The following is a 25,335-nucleotide window of genomic DNA, read 5'->3' as shown; positions in this document are numbered from 1 at the left end:
GATGGCAACTATTCTTCTCTCTGCCGCCGGTGCGGCGGTTGGCGGCGCAATTGGCGGCACTGTGGCGGGGCTGTCCTCTGCCGTCATCGGCCGTGCGGTGGGCGCTACCCTGGGCCGGTTGATTGACGAACGGCTCTTGGGCTCCGGCGCTGATCCGGTGGAGACCGGCAAGGTCGACCGCTTCCGGCTGACCCAGGCCAGCGAAGGCGCGCCGATGGCGCAGGTCTATGGCCGGATGCGGCTGGGCGGCCAGGTGATCTGGTCCTCGCGCTTTCTGGAGACCTCGCAGACCAGTGGCGGCGGTGGCAAGGGGCGGCCCAGCCAGCCGCAGGTCACCAGCTACAGCTATTCGGCCTCTCTGGCGATTGCGCTGTGCGAGGGCGAGATCGCCAGCGTCTCCCGCGTTTGGGCTGATGGTGAGGAAGTGGCGCCGAAGGATTTGAACATGACCGTCTACCGCGGCACGGCGGATCAGCTGCCGGACCCGGTGATGGAGGCGATCGAGGGGCCGGGGCTGGTGCCGGCCTACCGCGGCACGGCTTATGTGGTGATGGAGAACCTGGAGCTGGGACGGTTCGGCAACCGCGTGCCGCAGTTCTCCTTTGATGTCTTGCGCCCCGAGCAGCCCGCCAGCAGCACCTATGCGCAGGACCTGGGCCAGATCGTGCAGGGCGTGGCGCTGATGCCCGGCACCGGGGAATATTCGCTGGCTGCGGATGTGGTGCAGTATTCCGGCGGGCCGGGCGATGCCAGGGCTGCGAATGAGCATACGCCCAGTGGCCTCAGCGACCTCAAGACCTCGCTGAATGCGCTGGAGGCGGAACTGCCGTCCTGCGGCGCGGCGTCGTTGATTGTGTCGTGGTTCGGAAATGACCTGCGCTGCGGCAGCTGCACGCTGAAGCCCAAGGTGGAGCATAAGCTGGCCGAGGGGAACATGGCCTGGACGGTCAGCGGCGTCACCCGCGCAGGTGCTGAGGAAGTGCTGAAAGAGGACGGCGAGCCGCTCTATGGCGGCACGCCTGCCGATGCCTCGGTGGTGCAGTCGATCCGGGAGATGCAAGGCCGCGGCCTTCGGGTGATGTTCTACCCGTTCATCCTGATGGATCAGGCAGAGGGCAACGCATTGGCTGATCCCTGGACCGGCGGCGCCAGCCAGCCGCATCTGCCCTGGCGCGGGCGGATCACCTTGTCGGTGGCTCCGGGCCAGCCTGGCTCACCCGATGGCACCGCGGCGGCGGATGCGGAGGTGGCGGCGTTCTTTGGCTCCGTGACGGCGGCGGATTTCACCGTGGGGGACGGAACCGTCACCTACAGCGGGCCTGACGAATGGAGCCTCAGCCGGTTTATCCTGCACAATGCGGCGCTGTGTGCGGCGGCAGGCGGGGTGGAGGCGTTTTGCATCAGCTCCGAGATGCGCGCGCTGACGCAGATCCGCGGCGCCGGCGGCTTCCCGGCTGTGCTGGCATTGAAAGGGCTGGCGGCAGAGGTGCGCAGCCTGCTGGGGATGGAGACCAAGATCGGCTATGCCGCCGACTGGTCGGAATACTGGGGCTACCAGTCACCGGAAGGCGACAGGTACTTTCACCTGGACCCGCTGTGGGCGGATGAAAACATCGACTTTGTCGGCATCGACAACTACATGCCGCTGTCCGATTGGCGTGAGGGTGATGATCATCTGGACGCGCAGGCCGGAGTGCCGTCGGTCTATGACCTCGGCTACCTCAGCGGCAATGTGGAGGGCGGCGAGGGGTTTGACTGGTATTACCACTCACCGCAAGCGCGCGAGGCGCAGATCCGGACGCCGATCACCGACGGCGCGCATGATGAACCCTGGGTGTGGCGCTACAAGGATATCCGCAGCTGGTGGATGCAGGAGCATCACGAGCGTATCGGCGGGGGGCGGCAGGCTGCGCCGACCGAATGGGTGCCGCAATCCAAGCCCGTGTGGTTCACCGAACTGGGCTGCGCGGCGATCGACAAGGGCACCAACCAGCCGAACAAGTTTCTGGACCCCAAAAGTTCTGAATCGAAACTGCCGCGCTATTCCAACGGCTTGCGCGACGATCTGATGCAGATCCAGTACCTGCGCGCGTTTCTGGGATATTGGGGCGAGGCCGCGAACAACCCGGTGTCAGAGGAATACGGCGGGCCAATGCTGGATATGTCCAACGCCTATGTCTGGGCCTGGGATGCGCGCCCGTTTCCGGCCTTTCCGGCGCGGGTGGAGATCTGGAACGACGGCGAAAACTACCTGCGCGGCCATTGGCTGAACGGGCGCGCGGGGCAGCGGACGCTGGCCTCTGTGGTGGAGGAAGTGTGCCACCGGGCGGGGCTTTATGACATTGATGTATCCGGGCTTTCCGGCGTGGTGCATGGGTTTGTGAACCCGGATGTTGCGGATGCGCGTGCGGTGCTGCAGCCCTTGATGCTGCGGCACGGGTTTGACGCGGTGGAGCGCGACGGGGTGCTGAGGTTCCGGATGCGCAAGGGCATCGTGACGGAAGCGCTGCAGTTGGAGCATCTGGCCGACAATGACGAGATGGACGGCAGCCTGGAGCTGGCCCGCGCCAGCGAGGCGGAACTGGCGGGCCGGGTGCGGCTGCGGTTCACCGAATGGGGCGGCGACCATGCTGCGGGTTCGGTTGAGGCGGTGCTGCCCGATGAAGCAACGCACAGCGTCAGCCAGAACGAGCTGCCGCTGGCCATGACCCGGGCCGAGGCGCGCCAGACCGTCGCCCGCTGGCTGGCTGAAGCGCGGATTTCCCGTGACACCGCGCGGTTCGTGCTGCCGCCCTCGCTGCTGCATCTTGGGGCGGGCGATGTGGTGTCCCTGCCAGTGGAGGGAAAGGACCAGCTCTACCGCATCGACCGGGTGGAGCAGGCGGAGGCGCAGACGGTGGAGGCGGTCAGGATTGAGCCGGGCACCTATGATCTGGCCGCTGTGGCGGAGGAGCTGCCGGGGGTCAATGCCTTTGCCGCACCCGGCCCGGTGCTGCCGTTGTTCCTGGACCTGCCGCTGATGCGCGGGGATGAGGTGCCGCACGCGCCGCATCTGGTGCTGACGGCGGCGGCCTGGCCCGGCAGCGTCGCGGTTTACGGCTCCGAAGCGGATGAGAATTACGTTCTGGAACAGGTGATTGCGGCACGGCAGGTGATCGGAGTCACGGAAACGCCGCTGTTTTCTGCCGGGGCCGGGCGCTGGGATCTGGGGGCGGACCTGCAGGTCAGGCTGATCTCCGGAAGCTTGGAAAGCCGCACGGTGGAGGCGGTGCTGAACGGTGCCAACGCCGCCGCCATCGGTGATGGCACGCCCGGCAACTGGGAACTGTTCCAGTTCCGCGAGGCGGAGCTGATTGCGCCGCAGACCTACCTGCTGCGGGGCCGGTTGCGCGGTCAGCAGGGCAGTGATGCGCTGATGCCGGATGTTTGGCCTGCGGGGTCTTTTGTGGTGCTGCTGGACGGCACGCCGGTGCAGATGGAACTGGCGCCCGAACAGCGCCGCCGCTTGCGCCATTACCGGATCGGCCCGGCGCGGCGCGCGCTGGAGGACCCATCCTATCTGCATCTGCAAGAGGCGTTTGAGGGCAATGGCCTGCGCCCCTATGCGCCGGTGCATCTGCGGCTGAATGGTGCGCTGGGGCAGGACCTGTCGGCGGGCTGGATACGCCGCACACGGATCGAAGGCGACAGCTGGGAGCTGGACGAGGTGCCGCTGGGAGAGGAGATCGAGAGCTACCGCATCCGGGTGATGCGCGGCGCCACCGTGCTGCGGGAGGAGACCTCTGCCACGCCCTCCTGGGCCTATCCGGCGGCGGCGCAGGCGCTGGACGGGGTGCAGGCGGGTGACGTGCTGGAGGTGGCGCAGCGCTCAGCCCGGTTTGGTGCCGGGCCGGCGGCAGAGGCCGTTCTGGGATGATCCGCCCGGTGCTGCCCGGCGATGTGTCCGCAGTGGCGCGGGCCCTGCTGATGGTGCCGGCGGGTGAGCGCCTTGCCCTGTGCCGCAGGATCTTCGGCGGTGCGGCGGAGGCGGCGGTGCATTGCGCAATGCTGGGCCGTCTGCATCCGCTTTGGGGCGATGGGAGCTTAAGCGCCGCGGCCCGGCGGTATGCGCTGGCGGTGGAACCGTTTCTGGATGATCCGGCATATCTGGACTGCACAAGGCTAGTGCTGCGGGAGCTGGCCTCTGTGCTGGAAACCGGCAGGGAGGATCCGGCCGGCTGATCCAAAATGGAAACCTGCCAAACCATCTGTTGGGCTGGCGCCGCTTGCCTCAGGCAGCGATGCGAGAGATTGGCTGCTAAGGGGGAGCGCCTGCCTGCGGGGTGGCGCTCCAACAGTTCTGTGTGGCAGTTTATTCCGGCAACGTCCGTACTAACTTTCCAAGGAGCTCCGCACTCTCAAAAGCGCCAGCCCGTGCGGGCGGGCAGGCGCTCGCCCGGCGCCTGCGGCTTGATTCCGGGCGGGATGGGGCATCACCCGAAAGCGAAGCATTCTCTGCCGCCAGTTCCGCCAGCCGGATGGTGATCTGCTGCTTCAGCCCCGCCTGATCGGACTCATTCATTTCAAAAATATGCCTCATCACGGGTTTGCGTTTGCTGCAAACCACCTTAGATGGGTAGTCTGAGCGGAGAAAGGACGTTGACCCATGGCAAAAACACAGCAAGCCGTTACTCCGGTGGATCCCGTATGGGACCGCATCACCCGCGAAGCTGAGGAGGCCGTTGCCACCCAGCCGCTGATGGGCGGGCTGATTCACGCCTGTATCCTGCACCACAAGACGCTGGAAAAGGCGCTGTCCTACCGGATTGCCGCCAAGCTCTGCTCGAATGAAATGTCGATGATGGTGCTCCGCGAGATCGTTGACGAAGCCTATGAGACCTGCCCGGAAATCCTGGAGGCAGCGCGCGCCGACCTGATGGCGATCAACGAACGCGACCCGGCAAGCCACCGGCTGCTGCAGCCGATCCTCTACTTCAAGGGGTTCCAGGCGGTGCAGGCCTACCGTGTCAGCCATTACCTGTGGGACAAGGGGCAGAAGGATCTGGCCTATTTCTTCCAGATGCGCACGTCGGAGATTTTCGGGATCGACATCCACCCCGGCGCCCGTCTGGGCAAGGGGATCATGATTGACCATGCCCATTCCATCGTGATCGGCGAGACCGCAGTGGTGGGCGACAATGTCTCTATGCTGCATTCGGTGACCCTGGGCGGCACCGGCAAGGAAGAGCAGGACCGCCATCCGAAGATCGGCGACGGGGTGCTGATCGGCGCCGGCGCCAAGGTTCTTGGCAACATCAAGGTCGGCCATTGCAGCCGCATTGCAGCCGGGTCCGTGGTGCTGGCAGAAGTGCCGCCCTGCACAACGGTTGCGGGCGTGCCTGCGAAGATTGTCGGCGAAGCGGGTTGCGACCAGCCGTCGATCAACATGGACCAGGTGGTTCCGGCGGGGTCTCCTGCGGAGTGAGGCCTCTGGCTGCCGGACTGGGAAGTTGAGTATTTGAGCAAAGAAGAAGGGGCGGGTTCCGCCCCTTTTTTGATGGTCCTATCTGGCGTGAATATTGTTTTGAATAAAAGGGTTGCGGGTGGGTTTTGATCTGCTGCGTGCAGGCGGTGCGGCCTGCGGTTCTGCAAATGCCGGGTTGTGGCGGAGGCTGGTCTTAATCGCTGTCCGGTGCCGCCGGCTGGCTTGAACCCGGCGGCGGCGGGGCGCATATTCCTGACCAACAGCTTCTTTTTCTGCAGTTTCGATTTGGGGGACAGATCATGATTTATACAACCGAAGGCCGCGGGCGTCTGTTTGGCTCGATCCTTGAGACGGTGGGCAACACGCCCGTGATCCGGCTGAACAATATCGCGCCAGCGCATGTCACCATGTATGTGAAATTCGAGGCGTTCAACCCGGCGGGATCGGTGAAGGACCGGCTGGCGCTGAACATCATCGAGGCGGCGGAGCGCGAAGGGCGGCTGAAGCCGGGCCAGACCGTGGTGGAGGCGACCAGCGGCAACACCGGGATCGGGCTGGCGATGGTCTGCGCCGCCAAGGGCTACCCGCTGGTCATTACCATGCACGACGGGTTCTCAGTTGAGCGGCGGCGGCTGATGCGGATGCTGGGCGCCAAGGTGGTGCTGACCCGCAAGGAAGACAAGGCGGTTGGCATGGTGGTGAAGGCCAAGGAACTGGCGGAAGCCAACGGCTGGTTCCTGGCGCATCAGTTCGAGACCAAGGACAACGCCGACATCCACGCCAGCACCACCGCACAGGAGATCCTGGGCGATTTCGAGGGCGGGCGGCTGGATCACGTGGTGCTGGGCTACGGCACCGGCGGCACGGTGTCGGGCCTGGGGCGGGTGCTGAAGGGCGCGCGGCCGGACCTGAAGATCACCCTCAGCGAGCCGTCCAATGCGGCGCTGGTGCAGTCCGGTGAGGCGCAGGCGCGCAACGACGAGGGTGAGCCCGCGGCGACCCACCCGGCCTTCAACCCGCACCCGATCCAGGGCTGGACCCCGGATTTCATCCCGCTGGTGCTGCAGGAGGCGCTGGACAAGGGCTATTTCGATGCGCTGGAACCGGTGAGCGGTGACGAGAGCATCAAGTGGTCCCGGCGGCTGGCAGCGGAGGAAGGCATCCTGGCGGGGATTTCCAGCGGCGGCAGCCTGGCGGCGGCGATGAAGGTCGCGGAAAGCGCGCCGGAGGGTTCGGTGCTGTTGGCGGTGCTGCCGGATACCGGCGAGCGCTATCTGTCGACACCGCTGTTTGAGGATATTCCGGCGGAGATGGATGAAGCGGAGCAGGCGCTGTCGGCCTCGACCTCCGGGTATCAGTACTAAGCCGCGCGCTGCCGCTGGCGTGGCGCCGCCGCGGGCGGGGGGCTGGCGGCGGCTGTTGCGCATATGAGTATTTGGGGAAAGATGAAGGGGAGCGGTTGCGCTCCCTTTTTTCATGCGTTTGGAGGCAAATGGGTGCGCCCGATTTCCGGTAGCGGCTTCGAAGGCTGCCGGGGCGAAGCAGACTTTCCGCAGGGATTATGGTATTTCTTGCACATACAGTCTGGAGAAGAGGGATGTGTGAGGAGAATAAGGCGCTTGTCGAACGGTACTATCGCGAAGTCATGACGATTGGGCAGGGAGACACGGTGAAGTTTGATGAGTTTGTGGCGTCTGATGCGGTGCTGCACAATTCTTACTTCAATCCGCCTGTTGGGCCTGAGGCGTGGAAAGAACGCGTGCGGATTTTCACGACGTCGTTCTCTGACGTTGAAATCACGCTGGGAGAGGTGCTGGCCGAGGACGACAGGGTCGCAACGCAGATGATCTATCGCGGAACGCATACCGGAGAGTTTCTGGGGGTGCCGGCCAGCGGAATACGCGTCGCGGTGGATGAAATCCAGATCATGCGCATCAAAGACGGGATGATTACCGAACGCCGCAGCGTGATCGATATGATCAACTTGCTTGCTCAAATCGGGGCGACTGAAATTCCGGCATCTTATCGCGGCGCAGCCATTCCCGGGACCTGACTCAGGTGGCTATCAGTGCCGAGCGGCGCGCCGCCCGAGAGCATGGCGCCGCAGCGGGCGGGGTGCTGGCGGCGGCTGCGGTGCAGGTGAGTATTTGGTCAAAGAAGAAGGGGGCGCGCGCGCTCCCTTTTTCGGTTTGGGGCTTTGGGGGCCTGTAAAGGGCGTCTGACGGTGTGGTCGCGTTGCAGCGCCATGCGCCCCTTGCCCTGGTGCCGGGGCTGATGCACACTTCCATGTACAGGAGGGATGTCTGTTTCATTGCCTGGCCCGTTTGCACGGGGGCCAGCCCAAGGTCCTGCTTTGGAAGGAGTGTGCCATGACGTCCAAGACCGGAAGTTCCTCGTCACCGGAAAGACGGAAGCCGCGGCCGCGCAGCGTGCTCGAGGTCAACAGGCTGACTGCAGGTGATATCAGCGCATCGCTGAAGGCCGGGTTTGCCGATTTTCTGGCGCGCCCGGTCATGAGCGGCTTCTTTGGCCTGTTCTATGCGGTTTTCGGCATCCTGTTTGTCTGGTGCCTGGTCTGGCTGGGCAAGATCTGGATGATCATTCCCGCTGCCGTTGGCTTTCCGCTGGTGGCGCCTTTTGCCGCGGCCGGGCTTTATGAAATGTCGCGTCGGATGCAGGCGGGGGACAGCTTTGGCTGGTCAGACATCCTCAGCGTGATGGTTCGCCAGCGCAACCGGGAAATGGGCTGGATGGCCTTTGTCACGCTGTTCATCTTCTGGGTGTGGATGTATCAGGTCCGGCTTTGGCTGGCGATCACCCTGCAAAACGCGTCTTTCTCGGATTTCGAGGGGTTCCTGCACACGGTCTTTTTCACGCCGCAGGGCTGGGCCTTTCTTGCGGTTGGCACCTGTGCGGGTGCGTTTTTGTCGGCTGTCCTGTTCACGGTGACCGTCGTTGCGATGCCGATGCTGCTGGACCGCGAAACCAATTTTGTTTCTGCCATGCTGACGTCGATCCGCGCGGTTGCGGAAAATCCGGTGGTCATGCTGGGCTGGGCGGCGATCATCTCCGCCGCCATGCTGCTGTCGCTGGTGCCGGCGTTTCTGGGGCTGATTGTTACGCTGCCGGTTCTGGGGCACACCACGTGGCATTTGTACCGGCGGGCGGTGCCGCCGGCGGAGGCGCGGGCTGCTGATGCTGCTGATTGACGGCATCCCGGCGGAGATGGGTGAGGCGGAGCAGGGTGAGGGGTGACACAGGCTTGGTGGAGAACCGCGCTGCTCACCGGTGCTGGCTTTTTGCCGGAGAAATGATATCAACCAACCCGATCAGCAGGTGCAACGAGTAGCTAAAATTTCGGCAGACTCTGCCCAAAGATCGGGGAGTAGCTCAATTTAATACAGCTAAGGCTGTTGTGAGGACGTTCCCAAAGTAAAACTTAAGCTGGCTGGGCGGCAAATTTCCGAAATAGTCAGTAGATTTCTTGGAAGAAAGTGATGAAGAAAATTTTTGCTATACTGGGAATGGGGGCAATCTCCGCTTCGATCGCTTCATTTTTTCTGTTGACTTTTTTTGGAGGGGCGTCGGCCCAAGAAAGCGATCCAAAGTTTGTCAATGACCTTAGGCTTCCAACTGCTAGATTCCTTCTGAACTCATCTCAGAGCCTAGAGCCGGTTTACTGGGATGTACCGGCAAAGCTACAATTCGCCGGAGACGTGAATTCATATTTTTCACTCTATTACACTTCAAAGTTTGTGGTCTTTTCGGAGCATGCTAGAATGGCATTCTCCCTTTCCGGCGATCCGGAGAATTGGCTCATGCCCAATGGTCAGATTGCTCCAGGCGTGAACTACCTAGTGATCTTCGAGGACCTTGAAACAATAAATGCGGCTGCGAATGAGCCTGTGTACTTGAGTGATGTGAGTGTTGCGTTTGCTAATGACAACTCTTTAACCAAGCAAACCTTGGAGGACGGTGTTCCTCAAATAGAAGCGGGCTGCTACGGGAAACTAACATTTAATGATGTGAGCAAAATTTCATCTTTCGTCACGATCATTGATACAAGTCAACCTGTTTTGGTTCAAAAAGATTGCATGAATTATGCTCTACCTCTGTCATTTGGTGTGTACCCAGTGGTAACTGATTTTGAGTTCCCTGATAGTGGAGACTATCATTCGAGTAGGAAGTTCTCCTCTCAAAGTGAACTAGTGATGGTGATAAGGTTGTCGGCATACTGCCGCAAAACACTTGGAAACTTTTCTCTGGAATGTCCGTCGAATCTTCTTCGATATATCTATGGAGCGCATGAGGGGGTTGTTCAGGAATTTCTCTCAGAGTGATGCTAGCTGACCTGTCCCTCGCTGGTACCTCGCTCATGAGGAGATTCTGCGGTATTTGTTTTGATATTCGTCGGTCTCGGGCGCGGAAGACGCGTAGCCCTCAAATAGCTCAAGTGCCTGCCGTGCTCGTTTTGGCGTTCTGGTCCACAGCCAAGAGTGCAGCCTAACGTTGTAATAATCGTAGCGCCACGGCGCCAGCTTGCGGCAGGCATCTTCCAGGGTATGCGAGCTCCTGCTGCTATACGGTCAAAGACCGCAATGGCCTCAAAAGCCGCCATACGAGACCGGCTGTTGTCGCATGAAAAAAGCCCCGGCGCGGAGGCCGGGGCTTTGTTTTTTCATTGGCGACCCCTCAGGCCAGCATCACCATCGGGTTTTCCAGGTTGTCGACGATGGCCTTCAAGAGGTCCGCGCCGAGGGCGCCGTCGATGACGCGGTGGTCGACCGACATGGTGACGCTCATTACGGTGGCGACCTTCAGTTCGCCGTCGGAACCCACAACCGGCTTCTTGACGCCGGAGCCGACCGCCAGGATGCCCGCGTGCGGCGGGTTCACGATGGCGTCGAAGTTGTCGATGCCGAACATGCCGAGGTTGGAGATCGCGAAGCTGCCGCCCTGGTATTCATGCGGCGCCAGCTTGCGGTCGCGGGCGCGGGAGGCGAGGTCTTTCATCTCAGCCGAAAGCGCAGAGAGGGATTTGGTGTCGCTGTCCTGCAGCACAGGGGTGAACAGACCGCCCTCGATGGCGACGGCAACGGCCACGTCGGAGGCTTTCATTTTCAGAACCCGGTCGCCGGCCCAGACCGCGTTGGCGTCCGGCACCGCTTGCAGCGCCAGCGCCACGGCCTTGATGATGAAGTCGTTGACCGAGAGCTTCACACCGCGGCCCTCGAGCTGCTTGTTCAGCTGGGCGCGGAACGCCAGCAGCGCATCCAGCTGGATGTCGCGGCGCAGGTAGAAGTGCGGGATGGTCTGCTTGGCCTCGGTCAGGCGGGCGGCGATGGTCTTGCGCATGCCGTCCAGCTTGACCTCTTCGAACGCGCGGCCCTCGTACATGCGGGCAACCATGTCGGCAGAGGGGCCGGCAGGGGCTGCAGCAGCGGCAGGTGCGGCGGCCGGGGCGGAAGCTGCCGGTGCAGCAGCGGCTGCGGCCTGCGGCTTGGCGTCCATGACGTCGGCCTTGACGATGCGGCCCTTGGGGCCGGAGCCCTTGATGGCGCTCAGGTCCAGGCCCTTGTCGGCGGCGATGCGGCGGGCCAGCGGGGAGGCGAAGATACGGCTGCCGTCAGCACCCTGCGGTGCAGCGGGGGCGGCTTTGGCCTCTTCCTTGGGCGCGGCTGCGGGGGCTTCCGCTTTGGCCGCGGGGGCGTCAGCCTTGGCCGGGGCAGCAGCGCCGCCGCCGGAGGACTGGATGTCATCGGCGCTTTCGCCGTCTTCCAGCAGCACCGCGATGGGGGTGTTGACCTTCACGCCCTCGGAGCCTTCGGCGATCAGGATCTTGCCGACCACGCCTTCGTCCACGGCTTCAAATTCCATGGTGGCCTTGTCGGTTTCGATCTCGGCGATCAGGTCGCCGGAGGAGACGGTGTCGCCCTCCTTGACCAGCCATTTGGCAAGGGTGCCTTCCTCCATGGTGGGAGAAAGCGCGGGCATCAGGATTTCGGTGGGCATGTCAGCGCTCCTCAATCAGAACAATTTGGTCATAGGGCGCCCTGGGGCGCCGGGTGCCGCGGGCCAGTTGGGTTATCGCGGCTTCGATCTTGTCTTTCTTCTCCGCCATCCAGACGTAGGCTTCCTGATGGGAGGGCCGCGAGCCGATCAGCCGTGTGTCTGCTGCCAGCCGTTCGGGAACCAGTGCGGTGACTGTGCGCCCGTCGACGGTCAGCGTGACGCGGTAGCATTCGGTTTCGGGATCGCGGCCCCTGATGTCCATCTTCGTCCTTAGCGGTAGGTCACTTGCTTAACGGCTTCGACCACTTCATCCGTGGTGATCAGCGCGTGGCGTTCCAGGTTGGCGGCATAGGGCATAGGCACGTCCTTGCCGGTGCAGGTCACAACCGGCGCGTCGAGATAGTCGAACGCCTGCTGCATCACTTCCGAGGCGATGTAGCTGCCGACGGAGCCCTGAGGCCAGCCTTCCTCGACGGTGACCAGGCGGTTGGTCTTCTTGACCGATTCAATCACCGTGGGCAGGTCCATCGGACGCAGGGTGCGCAGGTCGATGACCTCCGCCGCGATGCCGTCCTGGGCCAGCTTGTCTGCTGCCTCCAGCGCGTATTTCATGCCGATGCCGAAGGAGACGATGGTGACGTCCGAGCCTTCGCGCCAGATGCGGGCCTTGCCGAAGGGGATGGTGAAATCGTCCATCTTGGGCACGTCAAAGCTTTGGCCGTAGAGGATTTCATTCTCCAGGAAGATCACCGGGTTGGGGTCGCGGATCGCGGTTTTCATCAGGCCCTTGGCGTCGGCGGCGGAGTAGGGCATCACCACCTTGAGCCCCGGGATCTGCATGTACCAGGCGGCGTAGTCCTGGCTGTGCTGGGCACCGACGCGGGCGGCAGCGCCGTTGGGGCCGCGGAACACCATCGGGGCGCCCATCTGGCCGCCGGACATATAGAGTGTCTTGGCCGCCGAGTTGATGATGTGGTCAATCGCCTGCATGGCGAAGTTGAAGGTCATGAACTCGACAATCGGGCGCAGGCCGCCAAAGGCCGCGCCGGTGGCGATGCCGGCAAAGCCGTGTTCGGTGATCGGGGTGTCGATCACGCGCTTGGCGCCGAACTCATCGAGCAGGCCCTGGGAGACCTTGTAGGCGCCCTGATACTCGGCGACTTCCTCGCCCATCAGGAACACGTCCTCGTCGCGGCGCATTTCCTCGGCCATGGCGTCGCGCAGCGCTTCGCGCACGGTGGTCTGCACCATTTCGGTGCCTTCAGGATAGTCCGGTTCCAGCACGCGGCTTTCGACGGGTGCGGGCGCGGCGGCAGCAGCGGGGGCTGCAGGCGCCTCAGCTGCCGGTGCCGGGGCTTCAGCAGCCGGGGCAGGGGCGGCGGAGGCGTCATAGCTTTCGCCGTCTTCCAGCAGCACCGCGATGGGCGTGTTCACCTTGACGCCTTCGGTGCCTTCACCGATCAGGATCTTGCCGACGGTGCCTTCGTCGACGGCTTCAAACTCCATCGTCGCCTTGTCGGTTTCGATCTCGGCCAGAATGTCGCCGGAGCTTACGGTATCGCCTTCCTTGACCAGCCATTTGGCCAGGGTGCCTTCCTCCATGGTCGGCGACAGGGCGGGCATCAGAATTTCAGTTGCCATGTCTTGTTCTTCCCTCTCAGGCGTAGATGTCGGTCCAGAGTTCGTCCAGGGCGGGCTCGGGGCTTTCCTTGGCGAATTCTGCGGATTTGTTGACGATCTCCTTGATCTCCTTGTCGATCGCCTTGAGATCCTCTTCGGTGGCGTGCTTGCCGGTCAGCAGCATCTCGCGGACCTGCTCGATCGGGTCGCGCTCCTCGCGCATTTTCTGGACCTCTTCGCGGGTGCGGTACTTGGCCGGGTCCGACATTGAGTGGCCGCGGTAGCGGTAGGTCTTCACTTCGAGGATATAGGGGCCGTCGCCGCTGCGGCAGTGGGCCACGGCGCGCTCGCCTGCTTCCTTCACCGACAGCACGTTCATGCCGTCCACTGCTTCGCCCGGGATGCCGAACGCCTTGCCGCGTTCCCAGATCTCGGCGCTGGAGGTGGAGCGCTGCTGCGAGGTGCCCATAGCGTACTGGTTGTTTTCGATCACGAAGACCACCGGCAGTTTCCACAGGGCAGCCATGTTGAAGGTCTCGTAGACCTGGCCCTGGTTGGCTGCGCCGTCACCGAAGTAGGCGAAGGTCACGCGGCCATTGCCCTTGTACTTGTCGGCAAAGGCGAGGCCCGCGCCGATCGGCACCTGGGCGCCGACGATGCCGTGGCCGCCGTAGAAATGCTTCTCCTTGGAGAACATGTGCATGGAGCCGCCCTTGCCCTTGGAGTAGCCGCCTTCGCGGCCCGTGAGCTCGGCCATGACGCCGTCGGGGTCCATGCCGCAGGCCAGCATGTGGCCGTGGTCGCGGTAGGAGGTGACGCGTTTGTCGCCTTCCTCGGCTGCGGCCTCAAGCCCCACAACAACCGCTTCCTGGCCGATGTAGAGGTGGCAGAAGCCGCCGATCAGGCCCATGCCGTAGAGCTGGCCCGACTTTTCCTCGAATCGGCGGATCAGCAGCATCTCGCGGTAGTGTTTCGTCAGTTCTTCGGCAGAAACGTTTGGTTTCTTTGCGCTTTTTCTAGCGGCCATGGTGGTCAGCTCCCCCTGAAGGCTAGATAGTTTAGTGTTAAACAAATTCATAGCGGGTTTTGGCCCGGCTGAATAGTGCTATTCTGCCGCGGGCTGGACGCAGGGTAAAGATCCGCCGATGGCTGCGCAGAAATGCAACGGTTCCGGTCAAAAGGCGGGGGCCGGGCGGGTCTGTTCGAAGGTGCCCTGCCGGCCCGGATCTTGCGGTTCCGGTCCGGGTGCCGCGGCAAGCGCAAGAACCGGGTCGCTTCGTGTTGTCTCTCCTCCTTACCTGAATGGCATGCACAAACAGAAAGGCATGACCATGGAACTGAAAGACAAGACAATCATCATTACCGGGGCCAGCAGCGGGATCGGCGCGGCCGCGGCGCTGCTGTTTGCCGCTGAGGGGGCGAATGTGGTGCTGGGCGCGCGCCGGGAGGAACGGCTGCGCGCCCTTGCCGGGCAGATCGAGCAAAGCAACGGGCGCGCGGCTTTTCTGGCCGGAGATGTTTGTGACGGACCTTATGCCAAGGCGCTTGTTGATTTGGCCGAGGAACAATTCGGCGGACTTGATGGCGCGTTCAACAATGCCGGCATGATGGGGGAGGTAGGCCCCGTTGCGGAGATGGAGCCCGGCAATTGGCAATCCGTCCTGACGACCAATCTCACCAGCGCATTTCTGTCAGCCCGGGCGCAGATCCCCGCGCTGCAGCGGCGGGGCGGCGGGTCCATTGTCTTTACCGGAACCTTTGTCGGTGTCAGCAACGGCGGCATGCCGGGCATGGCGGCCTATGCCGCGTCGAAGGCCGGGCTGCTGGGGCTGACGCAGTCGCTGGCCTCAGACCATGCGGCGGAGGGGATCCGGGTGAATACGATCCTGCCGGGGGGCACCAAGACGGATATGGCTGGCGATGATCCGGCAACGCATGAGTTTATCGCCGGTCTGCACCCGCTCAAGCGGATGGCGGAGCCCAGGGAGATTGCCCAGTCGGCGCTGTTTCTGCTGTCGGACAGAGCAAGCTTTATGACCGGTGCTCCGGTCTCTGTTGATGGCGGTATTTCGGCCCGGTTGATTTGACTTTGCTGCCGCTGGCTGCTGTGCGGCTGGCGGCAGACATTTCCGACCGGATCAGCGGATCACGATCTCGTCCGCGCGGACGAGACCGAGAACCGTGCGTGCCTGTTCGTCAAGGAGGTCAAGGTCGAGGTAATCGTCGGACAGGCGGCGTGTCAGATTTTCCATCTCGCCGATGCGGGACTGGAGGCGGCCAAGATCCTGCTGAAGTTCTTCTGCTTCGGCCTGGATCTCAACCCGTCTGAACAGCCCGAAGTCGCCCTGCACCGCCGCAAAGGTGAAGTACGCGCTGAGCGCGAAGGCGATGGCAAAAAAGGTGATGGCGCCCAGAGACGGGCGGTTGCTTCGGGTCACTTTGGAGGTGCCTGTATGTTACTGCTCATGTTGTATTTTGCGCCGTTTGCCGGCGTCTGAAAACAGCATGCCACACGCGGCTGTGCTTGGGAATCCCAAATCTGTCCGCGGGCGTGTTTTTTATGGGGTTCTGGCGGGCGCCGGGATGGTCAGAGGATCATGTCCTGCAGTGCCTTGGGGTGGGTGGTGATCTGCTCGTAGCCGTCACCGGTGATGATGAAGCTGTCGCCGACCTGGGCGCGGAAGGTATCCGTGGCGACAGAACCGTCGACCGCAAAGACCATGCCGGGCTGCAGAACGGTTGTGTCGCCGGTCACCAGCTGCGGGCGTTCCAGAAAGCTGAAGCCGGTGGCGCGGCCGCAGCGGAACGGGTAGCTGAAGCCTGCGTCCTGGATCACCCCGGCATAGGCGCGGTGCACCTCCTGCGCCTGAACGCCGGGGCCGAGGACGTCCAGCGCGGCCTTCTGGCTGGCCACGGCCACCTCATAGATGCGGGCCTGTTCCGGGTCCGCTTCGCCGATCCAGAAGGTGCGGTCGAAGCCCAGTTTGAAGCGGTGGAAATTGGTCATGCCGCAGAAACACAGGAACACCGGCTCACCGTGCTGCATGATGCGGGTGGAGGCGCGGTGGTGGGTCTTGGTAATGTCCCGGCCTGAGGCCATGATCTGCAGGAAATGGGTGCTGGGTGACATGTTGGCATCGCTGTAGTGGGTGCTGAGCAGCTCCGCCGCGGTGCGGGTGCCGGCCTGGGAGGTGGCGATGGCGACCTCGTATTCCGGCACACCGGCGGCGATGGCGCCGCGGCCTGCGGCCATCATGGCGCCGGCAACCTGGCCTGCGTGGCGGGCCAGTTGCAGCTCTTCGGAGGATTTGATCATCCTGAGGTCCGACAGTGCCGGGGTGATGCTGGTGATCTCGGTGCTGCCCGCCAGTTCGCCAACGCAGGCGCGCACCATCGGCGGCATGTGGTCCGGTTCAACCGCGATGCGGGCGGCGCCGGCCAAGGCGGCTGGCAGTTCAGCGCGCCATTCAGCCCCGTCGCCGTCGTTCCAGGCGGCGATGCGGTCCACCTGCGCGACCTCCTCCGCCATCACCACGTCGATCACCGGGGTGATCAGGAGGGACGGGCCGTTGCAAGGAACCACCAGGATGGTGGGGCGGCCGAACTCCATATGCAGGTAGTCGTAGTAGCCGGTGAGGTAATAGACGCTGTCGTCGTCGGTGATCAGGGCCACGCCGATGCCGGCCTCTGCCATCTTCTGCCTGAGACGGGTCATGCGGTCCTGGAACATGGCGGGCCTCCGCTTTTGCCGGTGTCTTGGCGTGACGCTACGGGGGCGGGCAGGGCCGGGGCAAAGCTTTTATTGTCCCGTGACAAAGAAAACGCCCCGGCGGTGAGGCCGGGGCGCGGTCATACGGAAAGGTATTTGGCTTACTGATCCAGAGCCGCGACGCCGGGCAGCACTTTGCCTTCCATCCATTCCAGGAAGGCGCCGCCGGCGGTGGAGATGTAGGTGAAGTCGCCGGCCGCGCCGGAGGCGTTCAGGGCTGCCACGGTGTCACCGCCGCCGGCAACGGAGATCAGCTGGCCGGAGCGGGTCATCGCTGCGGCCTTGAGGGCTGCGGCGTTGGTGGCGGCGTCAAAGGGTTCCAGCTCAAACGCGCCGAGCGGGCCGTTCCAGATCAGGGTCTTGCTGTTGGCAAAGACTTCGATGACGCGGGCGACGCTGTCCGGGCCTGCGTCCAGGATCATGCCGTCCTCGGGGCACTGATCGGCGGGCAGAACCTCGTGCTCGGCGTTGGATTCGAACTTCTTGGCGACCACGATGTCGGAGGGCAGAATGATCTCGCAGCCCGCGGCCTCGGCCTTTGCCAAAATCTCAGCTGCCGTGTCCTTCATGATGCGTTCAGCCAGGGAAATGCCGACCGGCAGGCCCTTGGCGACCAGGAAGGTGTTGGCCATGCCACCGCCGATCACCAGGTGGTCAACCTTCTCGATCAGGTTGCCCAAGAGTTCCAGCTTGGTGGAGACCTTGGCGCCGCCGACAACGGCGGTCACCGGGCGCTGCGGCTGGCCCAGGGCGCTTTCCAGGGCTTCCAGCTCTGCCTGCATCAGACGGCCGGCACAGGCGGGCAGCAGGCGGGCCAGTGCCTCGGTCGAGGAGTGGGCGCGGTGGGCGGCGGAGAAGGCGTCGTTGCAGTAGACCTCGCCCAGGCGCGCCATGCCGGCGGCCAGGTCCGGGTCGTTCTTGGTCTCAGCGGCGTGGAAGCGGGTGTTTTCAAGCAGGAGAACTTCGCCCGGCTGCAGCGCGTCTGCGGCGGCCTCAGCCCCGGCGCCGACGCAATCGGCGGCAAACAGGACCTTGGTTTCAAAGGCGCGTTCCAGCGTCGGGACCAGCTGGTTCAGCGACAGGTTCTCGCGGCGCTCGCCGCCGGGGCGGCCGAAGTGGGCCAGCAGGATCGGCTTGCCGCCCGCGGCCAGAATATCACGCACGGTGGGGGCGATGCGGCGGATGCGGGTGGAGTCGGTCACCACGCCGTCGACGATCGGCACGTTGATGTCCACGCGCACCAGCACGCGCTTGCCGTTCAGATCCATGTCGTCGAGTGTTTTCCAGCCCATCTGCGAGACCCCTCATTGGTGAAATTGCCGATAAATCCGCGCGCTGTTTCGGGGGTTTTTGCGCATCAGTCAATGCTCCCTTGGCATTTCCGGGCTCTGGGCTTAGGTATCTGTGCAAATTTCGACGACAGGAGGGCCAGATGGCCGAGATTAAAGATCCCGAAAACACCATCATCATCGAGCTGAAGGACGGCAATGTGGTGATCGAGCTGCTGCCCGAAGTGGCGCCGAAGCATTCCGAGCGGATGAAGGAACTGGCCCGCGGCGGCGAATATGATAACGTCTGCTTCCACCGCGTGATCGACGGTTTCATGGCGCAGACCGGCGATGTGGCCAACGGCGACATGGAAGACGGCTTCAACATCCGCATGGCGGGCACCGGCGGCTCCAGCCTGCCGGACCTGCCGGCCGAGTTCTCCAAGCTGCCGCATGACCGCGGCACCCTGGGCGCGGCACGCTCGCAGAACCCGAACTCCGCCAACTCGCAGTTCTTCATCAACTTCAAGGACAACCACTTCCTGAACGGCCAGTACACCGTTTACGGCCGTGTCATCGAAGGCATGGAGCATGTGGACGCGATCACCCGCGGCGAGCCGCCTGCGAACCCGGACCGGATGATCTCCGTTAAGGTTGCTGCGGATGCGTAAGGCGCTTTCGCTGGTGGCCCTGCTGGCGGCAGGGCCTGCCTTTGCCACCGGCCTGGAGGTCCAGGTCGAAGGCGAAGCCAACGGCACCATCAAGATCGACCTCTTTGAGGATGTGGCGCCCAAGCATGTGGAGCAGATCACTGCGCTGGCGGCTGAAGGCCAATACGATGGCGTGGTGTTCCACCGCGTTATCGAGGGCTTCATGGCGCAGACCGGCGACGTGGAGTTCGGCCGGATCGGCGGCGACATGAGCTACGCCGGGCGCGGCGGCTCCAGCCGCCCGGACCTGCCGGCCGAGTTCTCCGACCTGGCGTTTGACCGCGGCGTCGTGGGCATGGCGCGTTCGCAAAGCCCGAACAGCGCCAACTCGCAGTTCTTCATCATGTTTGATGCGGGCCATTTCCTGAACGGCCAGTACACGGTTGTCGGCAAGGTGACCGAGGGCATGGATGTGGTCGATGCAATCAAGCGCGGCGCCGGCAACAACGGTTCTGTGATCGGCCAGCCGGATGCGATGACCAAGGTGACCGTGACCGAGTAATCGGGTCCGGTTGTCCGCAAGAATGAGGCCCGCGCCCGGCATTCCGGGGGCGGGCCTTTGCTTTTGCCGGGCGCTAACGGCAGGTCACAAGCCCGTGCCGCCCTCTGTTCTGCGCCGCTCTGCCGCCGTTTACTGGGGCAGGAGGCGTTTGATCATGTTCAAAGGTGTTTTGTTGTGTCTGGCGCTGCTGCTGCCGTCGGGTGCTGCCGCCGATCCGCAGGTCTGGAAGCGGGAGTGGCCGCAGACCGATTTCAGCCGCACCAATGTGCCGGAGTGGCGCCAGATCCGTTCTGGCGGGGTGGGCAAGGACGCGATCCCGGCGCTGGATGAGCCGCAGTTCGTGGAGGCCGCCAAGGCGCGGCGGCTGAAGCCGCGGGAGCCGGTGATCACGCTGCAGATGGAAGGGGCCAAGCCACGGGCCTATCCGCTGCGCTACCTGACCTGGCATGAGATCGTGAACGACGTGGTGGCAGGGGTGCCGGTGGCGGTGACCTATTGCCCGTTGTGCAATTCCGCGGTGACATTTGACCGGCGCACGGCGGCAGGCACGTTGAGTTTCGGCGTCAGCGGCAAGCTGCGGTTTTCCGACATGGTGATGTATGACCGCGAGAGCCAGAGCTGGTGGCAGCAGGCAACCGGCACCGGCATCGTCGGGCGGATGACCGGCACCAGGCTGAAGACGCTGCCGAGCTGGGTCGAGAGCTGGCAGGAGTTCACCGCGCGCAACCCGGACGGGCTGGTGATGGCAGAGCCGGGCTGGAACCGGGATTACGGGCGCAACCCCTACCGCGGCTATGACACCGCGAAATGGCCGTTCCTCTATGACGGCAGCCCGCCGCCGCATGGGGTGGCGCCGATGGCGCGGGTGGTGCGGGTTGGCAGCCGCGCCTGGCCGCTGGACCGGCTGGCGCAGGAGGGCGAGATCCGCGAGGCCGGTCTGGTGCTGAGCTGGCGGGCGGGGCAGGCCTCGGCGCTGGACACGGGCCGGCTGGCGCAGGGGCGCGATATCGGCAGCGTCCGGGTACGCGACGCGACAGGCCGGGACGTGGCGCATGACGTGATGTTCGCCTTTGCCTTTCACGCCTTCTGGCCGGAGGGCAGATGGATGCTGAAATGAATCAGGCGCGCCGGGCAGGGCGCGCCATTCTATTATTTGCTGCGGAAACCGCCGTCAGAACAGGAAGTTATCCGCGTCCTGCAGCTGCGCCAGGGTGATGTCCTCGACCAGGATGGTGACGTTGGAGAAGGACACCAGCACGTCATCCCCCTGGGTTTGGAAATTGAGATCGCCCATGCCGGAGGCACCTGTGCCGATCCTGATGCGGTCCAGGCCGGCGGTGAAATCCTGAATGGTGTCATTGCCATAGCCGCTGTGGAAGACGAAGACATCGGCGCCGGTGCCGCCGTGCAGCAGGTCATCGCCCGCCATGCCCCGCAGCGTGTCATTGCCGGCACGCCCGTGCAGGGTGTCGCTGCCCGCTTCGCCCAGAAGAATGTCGCCGCCGTAGCCGCCGGACAGGAAATCGTCACCGCTGCCCGCCTTGAGGGTGTCGTTGCCCATGCCGCCCTGCAGGGTGTCGTGGCCTGTTTGCCCAAAGAGCAGGTCATCACCCGGGCCGCCGTACAGGGTGTCGTCGTCGGTGCCGCCATAGAGGAGATCAGCGCCGCTGTTTGCCTCCAGCCGGTCGTTGCCCTGTTCGCCGTAAAGGGTGTCATCGCTGGCTTCGGCCCTGGCACCATAACCTTTCAGGGTGTCACTTCCTTCGCCGCCGTAAAGAAGGTCGTTACCTTTACCCCCTTCAAGAACGTCACCACCGGCCTGCCCGTGAAGGGTGTCCCACCCGCTCCCGCCTACTAGCCTATCGTTGCCGGTCTGGCCCCAGAGCCTGTCGGTGCCGGTTTTTCCGAGCAGGTAGTCATCCCCGGAGCCGCCGTTGAGCAGGTCATGCCCCTTTCCGCCGACTAGACCGTCCCCGCCGCTGCCGCCAAACAGCGTGTCGTTGCCCTGCTGACCGCTGACATAGTCGCGGCCAGCACCGCCATAGAGCACATCCTGGCCTTCGCCGCCGGTCAAGTGATCGACGTTTTTGCCACCATACATGCGGTCTTCGCCGTCATCGCCCGAGAGCCGGTTGTAGCCGTTTCCGCCATAGATCGTGTCGTTTCCGCTACCGCCCGACAGGTAGTCCGTGCGAGAGGTGCCCATGAGACGGTCGTTGCCGTCCCCTGTCCAGTAGCGGACGCTACTGTTTGCGTAGGATGTGAAAGTGTCATCACCCGCCACCGCTTTGATCTGAAAGCTGTAAACGGTACTTTCGGCAAGATCCTGATACGTCAGATCGAAATCGCTGATTTCGTAGTACATTGCACCCGCATACCATTGGGAAAATGCAGTTATGCGGCTGTCAGCTGCGGGGGTGCCGGAGGCATCATAGGTAAACGCGCCCTCGAAAAGGAGGACGGTGTCCTTGTAAACCAGTTCCAATCTGGTGGCGCTGGCGGAGCGGATCTGAAGTTCGGCAGCAAATGCGTTATACTGATTGAGATAGTTGGTTCCGCTGTCGTAGGCGGCCGTAACAACAATTTTTGCCATACTCAGAAATGTCCTGCCATTTATACGGGAAAGGTATCGGTCCCAAGTATCACTTTGAGTGTAAATCGCTCAATCACAAGCCGCAAGGCCTGCGGGCTCCTGCACCTAGGCGGAACGAATAGCTTCGCAGCTTACAGCGCGTAAAAGGCACGCCGGGCAGGGCGCGCCTTGGTTCGTTTGTTAGTGGCGGGAGCTGTCAGAACAGGAAGTTATCCGCGTCCTGCAGCTGCGCCAGGGTGATGTCCTCGACCAGGATGGTGACGTTGGAGAAGGACACCAGCACGTCATCCCCCTGGGTTTGGAAATTGAGATCGCCCATGCCGGAGGCACCTGTGCCGATCCTGATGCGGTCTAGGCCGTCGTTGAAATCCTGAATGGTGTCATTGCCATAGCCGCTGTGGAAGACGAAGACATCGGCGCCGGTGCCGCCGTGCAGCAGGTCATCGCCCGCCATGCCCCGTAGCGTGTCATTGCCGGCACGCCCGTGCAGGGTGTCGCTGCCCGCTTCGCCCAGAAGAATGTCGCCGCCGTAGCCGCCGGACAGGAAATCGTCACCGCTGCCCGCCTTGAGGGTGTCGTCGCCCATGCCGCCCTGCAGGGTGTCGTGGCCTGATTGCCCGAAGAGCAGGTCATCACCCGGGCCGCCGTACAGGGTGTCGTCGTCGGTGCCGCCATAGAGAAGGTCAGCGCCGCTGTTTGCCTCCAGCCGGTCGTTGCCCGGTCCGCCGTAAAGGGTGTCGTCGCTGACGCGGTCCCGAAGGCCATATCCCTTCACCGTGTCATTGCCCTCGCCCCCATTGAGCAGGTCGCTGTCCGCCCCCCCGGAAAGGCTGTCGTTTCCGTGCTGGCCATAGAGGGTGTCAGTTCCATTGTCCCCGCGAATCCAGTCATCGCCAGTCCCGCCATACACCTTGTCGTTGCCCAAGTGCGCACTGACGGTGTCGTCTCCGGAATCGCCGAAAATCACATCATGGCCCCAATGCGCGTACAGTCGGTCGTTGCCGAGATTGCCGTTGAGGGTGTCGTTGCCCGTCCACCCTAGCAAGGTGTCATCGCCAGCTCCGCCAACCAGCACGTCATTGCCTGCCTCGCCGCGCAGATTATCAGGCTGCTTTCCGCCATGCAGAAAATCGTCGCCATAACCGCCATACAGGGTATCGTAACCTCTTTGGCCATAAAGCCTGTCGTCACCTGCGCCGCCGTAGATCTTGTCTCTGCCCGCGCCGGCTTCGATAGTGTCATCGCCGGTGTAGCCCTGAATTGTATCCTTGCTGTCCAGGCGGGAGGAGTAAATGTCGTTGCCGGCAAATGCCGCATAACCGAATTTCTTCGAGCCGTCTCCGAATAAGTCCGCGTATGTAGCGGTGAGGCGGGTGCCCTTCAAAAATTCAGTGCCGTCATACCAAAGCGAGAAAGCTGTAACGGTGCTGTCTGCTGAGGCGGTTCCGGAATTGCCGTAGGTAAAACTTCCCGTGAACTCGTAGATGATGCCGTCCTTTTGCACCCTCAGATTGGAGTCGGTTGCGGAAACAACGGTGGCGCCTTCGATCGTAAAATCAAACAGCTCGTAGCTGGGGATGGCGCCTTCGGTTTCGGTGACGGTAATCCAGGCCATATTCAGAGAAGTCCTGCCATCTATACGGGAAAGGTCGTGGTTAAAAATGTCACTTTGAGTGTAAGCTGCTCAATCAAAAGCCGCGAGGGTTGAGTGGTATCGCCTTTGGGTGGAGCGAATGGTTTCGCAGCTTACAACGCGTAAAAGGCGCGCCGGGCAGGGCGCGCCTTGGTTCGTTTGAAAGCGTTGGAAGCTGTCAGAACAAGAAGTTGTCCGCGTCCTGCAGCTGCGCCAGTGTGATGTCCTCGACCAGGATGGTCACGTTGGAGAAGGACACCAGCACGTCATCGCCGCGGGTCTGGAACTCCAGATCATCCATGCCGTTGGCGCCGACGCCGATCTTGATGTGATCCTGCCCGGCAGTGAAGTCCTGGATGGTGTCATTGCCGTAGCCGCGGTGGAAGATGAAGACATCCGCGCCGGTGCCGCCGTGCAGCTGGTCATCCCCCGCCTGGCCGCGCAGCGTGTCGCTGCCGGAGCGTCCGTACAGGGTGTCATTGCCGACGCCGCCCTCGATCAGGTCGTTGCCGGAGCCGCCCGACAGGTAGTCATCGCCGCCGTTGGCGCGCAGGGTGTCGTTGCCGGTGCCGCCTTGCAGGGTGTCATGGCCGGTTTCGCCATAGAGCACGTCATTGCCGGCGCCGCCGAAAATAGTGTCGTGGTTCTTGCCTCCGAACAGGCTGTCGTTGCCGGCCTGGCCTTCCAGCCGGTCGTTGCCGCGCTCGCCGTAAAGCTTGTCGTCGCCGGTCTCGCTGGCGGAATCGCCGCCCTTGAGGGTGTCATTGCCCTCGCCGCCGTGGAGACGGTCGCCGCCGGCGCCGCCGTACAGTTTGTCGTGGCCGCTCTGGCCGTAGAGAACGTCGGTCCCGGATTCGCCGATCAGGCTGTCATTGCCGGTGCGGCCGGAGATCGTGTCGTTGCCGTTGCCGCCCAGAAGAATGTCGTCCGGGGTGCGGGAGAAACGGTCGCCGTTGATCTTGTTGGAAGACGAGCTGCCGACCTTCACGCTGACCGTGCGGTCGCTGAATTGCACCAGCTCGACGGAGCTCAGGTAGTCGCGGCCGTCGGAGCCGTCCAGGATCATCCGGCCGTAGCTGGAGGAGAAGCTGGCTGCGGACAATTTGCCATCGACAATCAGCCGGTCGATACCGTCGCCACCGTAGATGTATTCATTGCCGTTGCCGGAGTTGATGGTGTCATTACCGTCCCCCAGCTGCCATGTGCTGGTGCGGGTGGAGGTGATGTTGAACAGGTCGTTGCCTTCGGTGGCGTCATCAACGAAGGAGCTCGTGGTTCCGTTGGAGTAGGTGTAGAACGATGCATTCATGCCGGATGCGGACATCGCAGTCGATCCGTTGATTTTGACCGAGACGCCGGTGAGAGTTCCGAAAACCGTGCCGCCCGCAGCGCTGAAGCTGCCAGTGTAGGTTACGGTTACGGACTGGCCGGAATAGGTGCTGCCATTCACCACGACAACACTGCTGGTGACGGTTCCAGCAGAGTAGTTATAGATCCGGTAGTCTTTGAGCGCGCCCACACTCCAATTGTAGCTGGAGTCATTTACGGTAAAAGTCGCCATGGAAACAGCCTCTCGGTCTTAGCAATGCTTGGGTTGAAACCCGGAGGGTTAATGCAATCTAAATGCCTGTTGCCCGATTGGCCTGAAAGGTTCAAGGCGGGGAATTGCTTTCCGTAGGGTAAACGTGATGTTTTTGCAGCTTTAACGGGCGAAACAGGCGCGCCGGCTCGGGCGCGCCTTTGGGTGTTGCAACGCTCCACCGC

21 protein-coding genes and 1 pseudogene are annotated in these 25,335 nt (G+C 63.0%); 11 read left to right on the top strand and 11 right to left on the bottom strand.

Annotation, left to right across the window (positions count from 1 at the left end):
• Position 1 precedes the first annotated feature (1 nt).
• The 7 genes from RA21_RS03455 (at position 2) to RA21_RS22520 (ending at position 9,804) form a co-directional block, all read left to right on the top strand.
• The gene (locus RA21_RS03455; RefSeq protein ID WP_039146191.1) at positions 2-3,916 is read left to right on the top strand and encodes a baseplate multidomain protein megatron; all 3,915 of its coding nucleotides are present in this window, start codon (positions 2-4) and stop codon (positions 3,914-3,916) included.
• A complete protein-coding gene (locus RA21_RS03450; protein WP_039146188.1) occupies positions 3,913-4,221 on the top strand; it encodes a DUF7742 family protein in 309 nt (102 codons plus the stop codon). Before RA21_RS03455 ends, RA21_RS03450 begins: the two co-directional genes overlap by 4 nt.
• Positions 4,222-4,645: 424 nt before the next feature.
• Positions 4,646-5,464 carry a serine O-acetyltransferase gene (gene cysE / locus RA21_RS03440; protein WP_019296878.1) on the top strand — a complete coding sequence of 273 codons (819 nt, stop codon included), beginning with the start codon at positions 4,646-4,648 and terminating at the stop codon, positions 5,462-5,464.
• A 299-nt stretch (positions 5,465-5,763) separates the two neighbouring features.
• Positions 5,764-6,828, top strand: a complete 1,065-nt coding sequence (gene cysK / locus RA21_RS03435; RefSeq protein ID WP_039146181.1) for a cysteine synthase A — start codon at positions 5,764-5,766, stop codon at positions 6,826-6,828.
• 233 nt (positions 6,829-7,061) lie between these two features.
• Complete coding sequence (locus tag RA21_RS03430; protein WP_019296876.1) at positions 7,062-7,517, top strand: ester cyclase; 456 nt, start codon at positions 7,062-7,064, stop codon at positions 7,515-7,517.
• A 316-nt stretch (positions 7,518-7,833) separates the two neighbouring features.
• Positions 7,834-8,673: a DUF2189 domain-containing protein gene (locus tag RA21_RS03425; RefSeq protein ID WP_039146179.1), complete on the top strand. Its 840-nt coding sequence runs from the start codon at positions 7,834-7,836 to the stop codon at positions 8,671-8,673.
• A gap of 288 nt (positions 8,674-8,961) precedes the next feature.
• The gene (locus RA21_RS22520; protein ID WP_152610466.1) at positions 8,962-9,804 is read left to right on the top strand and encodes a hypothetical protein; all 843 of its coding nucleotides are present in this window, start codon (positions 8,962-8,964) and stop codon (positions 9,802-9,804) included.
• A 33-nt stretch (positions 9,805-9,837) separates the two neighbouring features.
• Here the strand turns inward: RA21_RS22520 and RA21_RS23110 are convergent.
• The 5 genes and pseudogenes from RA21_RS23110 to pdhA form a co-directional block, all read right to left on the bottom strand.
• Positions 9,838-10,026: pseudogene (locus tag RA21_RS23110) on the bottom strand (IS3 family transposase); the annotation flags it as partial.
• A 130-nt stretch (positions 10,027-10,156) separates the two neighbouring features.
• Entirely contained in the window at positions 10,157-11,476 is a 1,320-nt protein-coding gene (locus RA21_RS03420) for a pyruvate dehydrogenase complex dihydrolipoamide acetyltransferase (RefSeq protein ID WP_039146176.1), read from the bottom strand.
• A 1-nt stretch (position 11,477) separates the two neighbouring features.
• The gene (locus RA21_RS03415) at positions 11,478-11,738 is read right to left on the bottom strand and encodes a hypothetical protein (RefSeq protein WP_039146173.1); all 261 of its coding nucleotides are present in this window, start codon (positions 11,736-11,738) and stop codon (positions 11,478-11,480) included.
• 8 nt (positions 11,739-11,746) lie between these two features.
• On the bottom strand, positions 11,747-13,117 hold the full coding sequence (locus RA21_RS03410) for a pyruvate dehydrogenase complex E1 component subunit beta (protein WP_039146171.1): 1,371 nt from the start codon (positions 13,115-13,117) through the stop codon (positions 11,747-11,749).
• Between the two features lie 16 nt (positions 13,118-13,133).
• Complete coding sequence (gene pdhA, locus RA21_RS03405; protein ID WP_039146169.1) at positions 13,134-14,123, bottom strand: pyruvate dehydrogenase (acetyl-transferring) E1 component subunit alpha; 990 nt, start codon at positions 14,121-14,123, stop codon at positions 13,134-13,136.
• Positions 14,124-14,427: 304 nt separating this feature from the next.
• Here pdhA and RA21_RS03400 point away from each other — a divergent pair, with 304 nt between their 5' ends.
• On the top strand, positions 14,428-15,183 hold the full coding sequence (locus tag RA21_RS03400; protein WP_039146535.1) for an SDR family oxidoreductase: 756 nt from the start codon (positions 14,428-14,430) through the stop codon (positions 15,181-15,183).
• Between the two features lie 51 nt (positions 15,184-15,234).
• Here the strand turns inward: RA21_RS03400 and RA21_RS03395 are convergent, their stop codons facing one another.
• From RA21_RS03395 to RA21_RS03385, 3 genes are all read right to left on the bottom strand, one after another.
• The gene (locus RA21_RS03395) at positions 15,235-15,534 is read right to left on the bottom strand and encodes an FtsB family cell division protein (protein ID WP_039146165.1); all 300 of its coding nucleotides are present in this window, start codon (positions 15,532-15,534) and stop codon (positions 15,235-15,237) included.
• A 149-nt stretch (positions 15,535-15,683) separates the two neighbouring features.
• Positions 15,684-16,826: a M24 family metallopeptidase gene (locus RA21_RS03390; protein ID WP_019296868.1), complete on the bottom strand. Its 1,143-nt coding sequence runs from the start codon at positions 16,824-16,826 to the stop codon at positions 15,684-15,686.
• Between the two features lie 140 nt (positions 16,827-16,966).
• Positions 16,967-18,157, bottom strand: coding sequence for a phosphoglycerate kinase (locus tag RA21_RS03385; protein ID WP_039146162.1), 1,191 nt, complete (start codon positions 18,155-18,157; stop codon positions 16,967-16,969).
• A 140-nt stretch (positions 18,158-18,297) separates the two neighbouring features.
• On the opposite strand from RA21_RS03385, the gene RA21_RS03380 reads away from it, so the two are divergent.
• The 3 genes from RA21_RS03380 (at position 18,298) to RA21_RS03370 (ending at position 20,462) form a co-directional block, all read left to right on the top strand.
• Entirely contained in the window at positions 18,298-18,804 is a 507-nt protein-coding gene (locus RA21_RS03380) for a peptidylprolyl isomerase (protein WP_039146161.1), read from the top strand.
• On the top strand, positions 18,797-19,345 hold the full coding sequence (locus RA21_RS03375; RefSeq protein ID WP_039146157.1) for a peptidylprolyl isomerase: 549 nt from the start codon (positions 18,797-18,799) through the stop codon (positions 19,343-19,345). Before RA21_RS03380 ends, RA21_RS03375 begins: the two co-directional genes overlap by 8 nt.
• A 154-nt stretch (positions 19,346-19,499) precedes the next feature.
• The gene (locus RA21_RS03370) at positions 19,500-20,462 is read left to right on the top strand and encodes a DUF3179 domain-containing protein (protein WP_039146154.1); all 963 of its coding nucleotides are present in this window, start codon (positions 19,500-19,502) and stop codon (positions 20,460-20,462) included.
• A 54-nt stretch (positions 20,463-20,516) separates the two neighbouring features.
• Here the strand turns inward: RA21_RS03370 and RA21_RS03365 are convergent, their stop codons facing one another.
• From RA21_RS03365 to RA21_RS03355, 3 genes are all read right to left on the bottom strand, one after another.
• Complete coding sequence (locus RA21_RS03365) at positions 20,517-21,938, bottom strand: calcium-binding protein (protein ID WP_052257577.1); 1,422 nt, start codon at positions 21,936-21,938, stop codon at positions 20,517-20,519.
• 196 nt (positions 21,939-22,134) lie between these two features.
• Positions 22,135-23,553, bottom strand: a complete 1,419-nt coding sequence (locus tag RA21_RS03360; RefSeq protein WP_052257576.1) for a calcium-binding protein — start codon at positions 23,551-23,553, stop codon at positions 22,135-22,137.
• A gap of 196 nt (positions 23,554-23,749) precedes the next feature.
• The gene (locus tag RA21_RS03355; protein ID WP_039146151.1) at positions 23,750-25,132 is read right to left on the bottom strand and encodes a calcium-binding protein; all 1,383 of its coding nucleotides are present in this window, start codon (positions 25,130-25,132) and stop codon (positions 23,750-23,752) included.
• Between the last annotated feature and the right edge of the window lie 203 nt (positions 25,133-25,335).

It is taken from the genome of Leisingera sp. ANG-DT (assembly GCF_000813785.1).
Taxonomy (GTDB): Bacteria; Pseudomonadota; Alphaproteobacteria; order Rhodobacterales; family Rhodobacteraceae; genus Leisingera.
The sequence above is the reverse complement of the archived record's forward strand: the minus strand, read 5'-3'. Positions and strand labels throughout refer to the sequence as shown.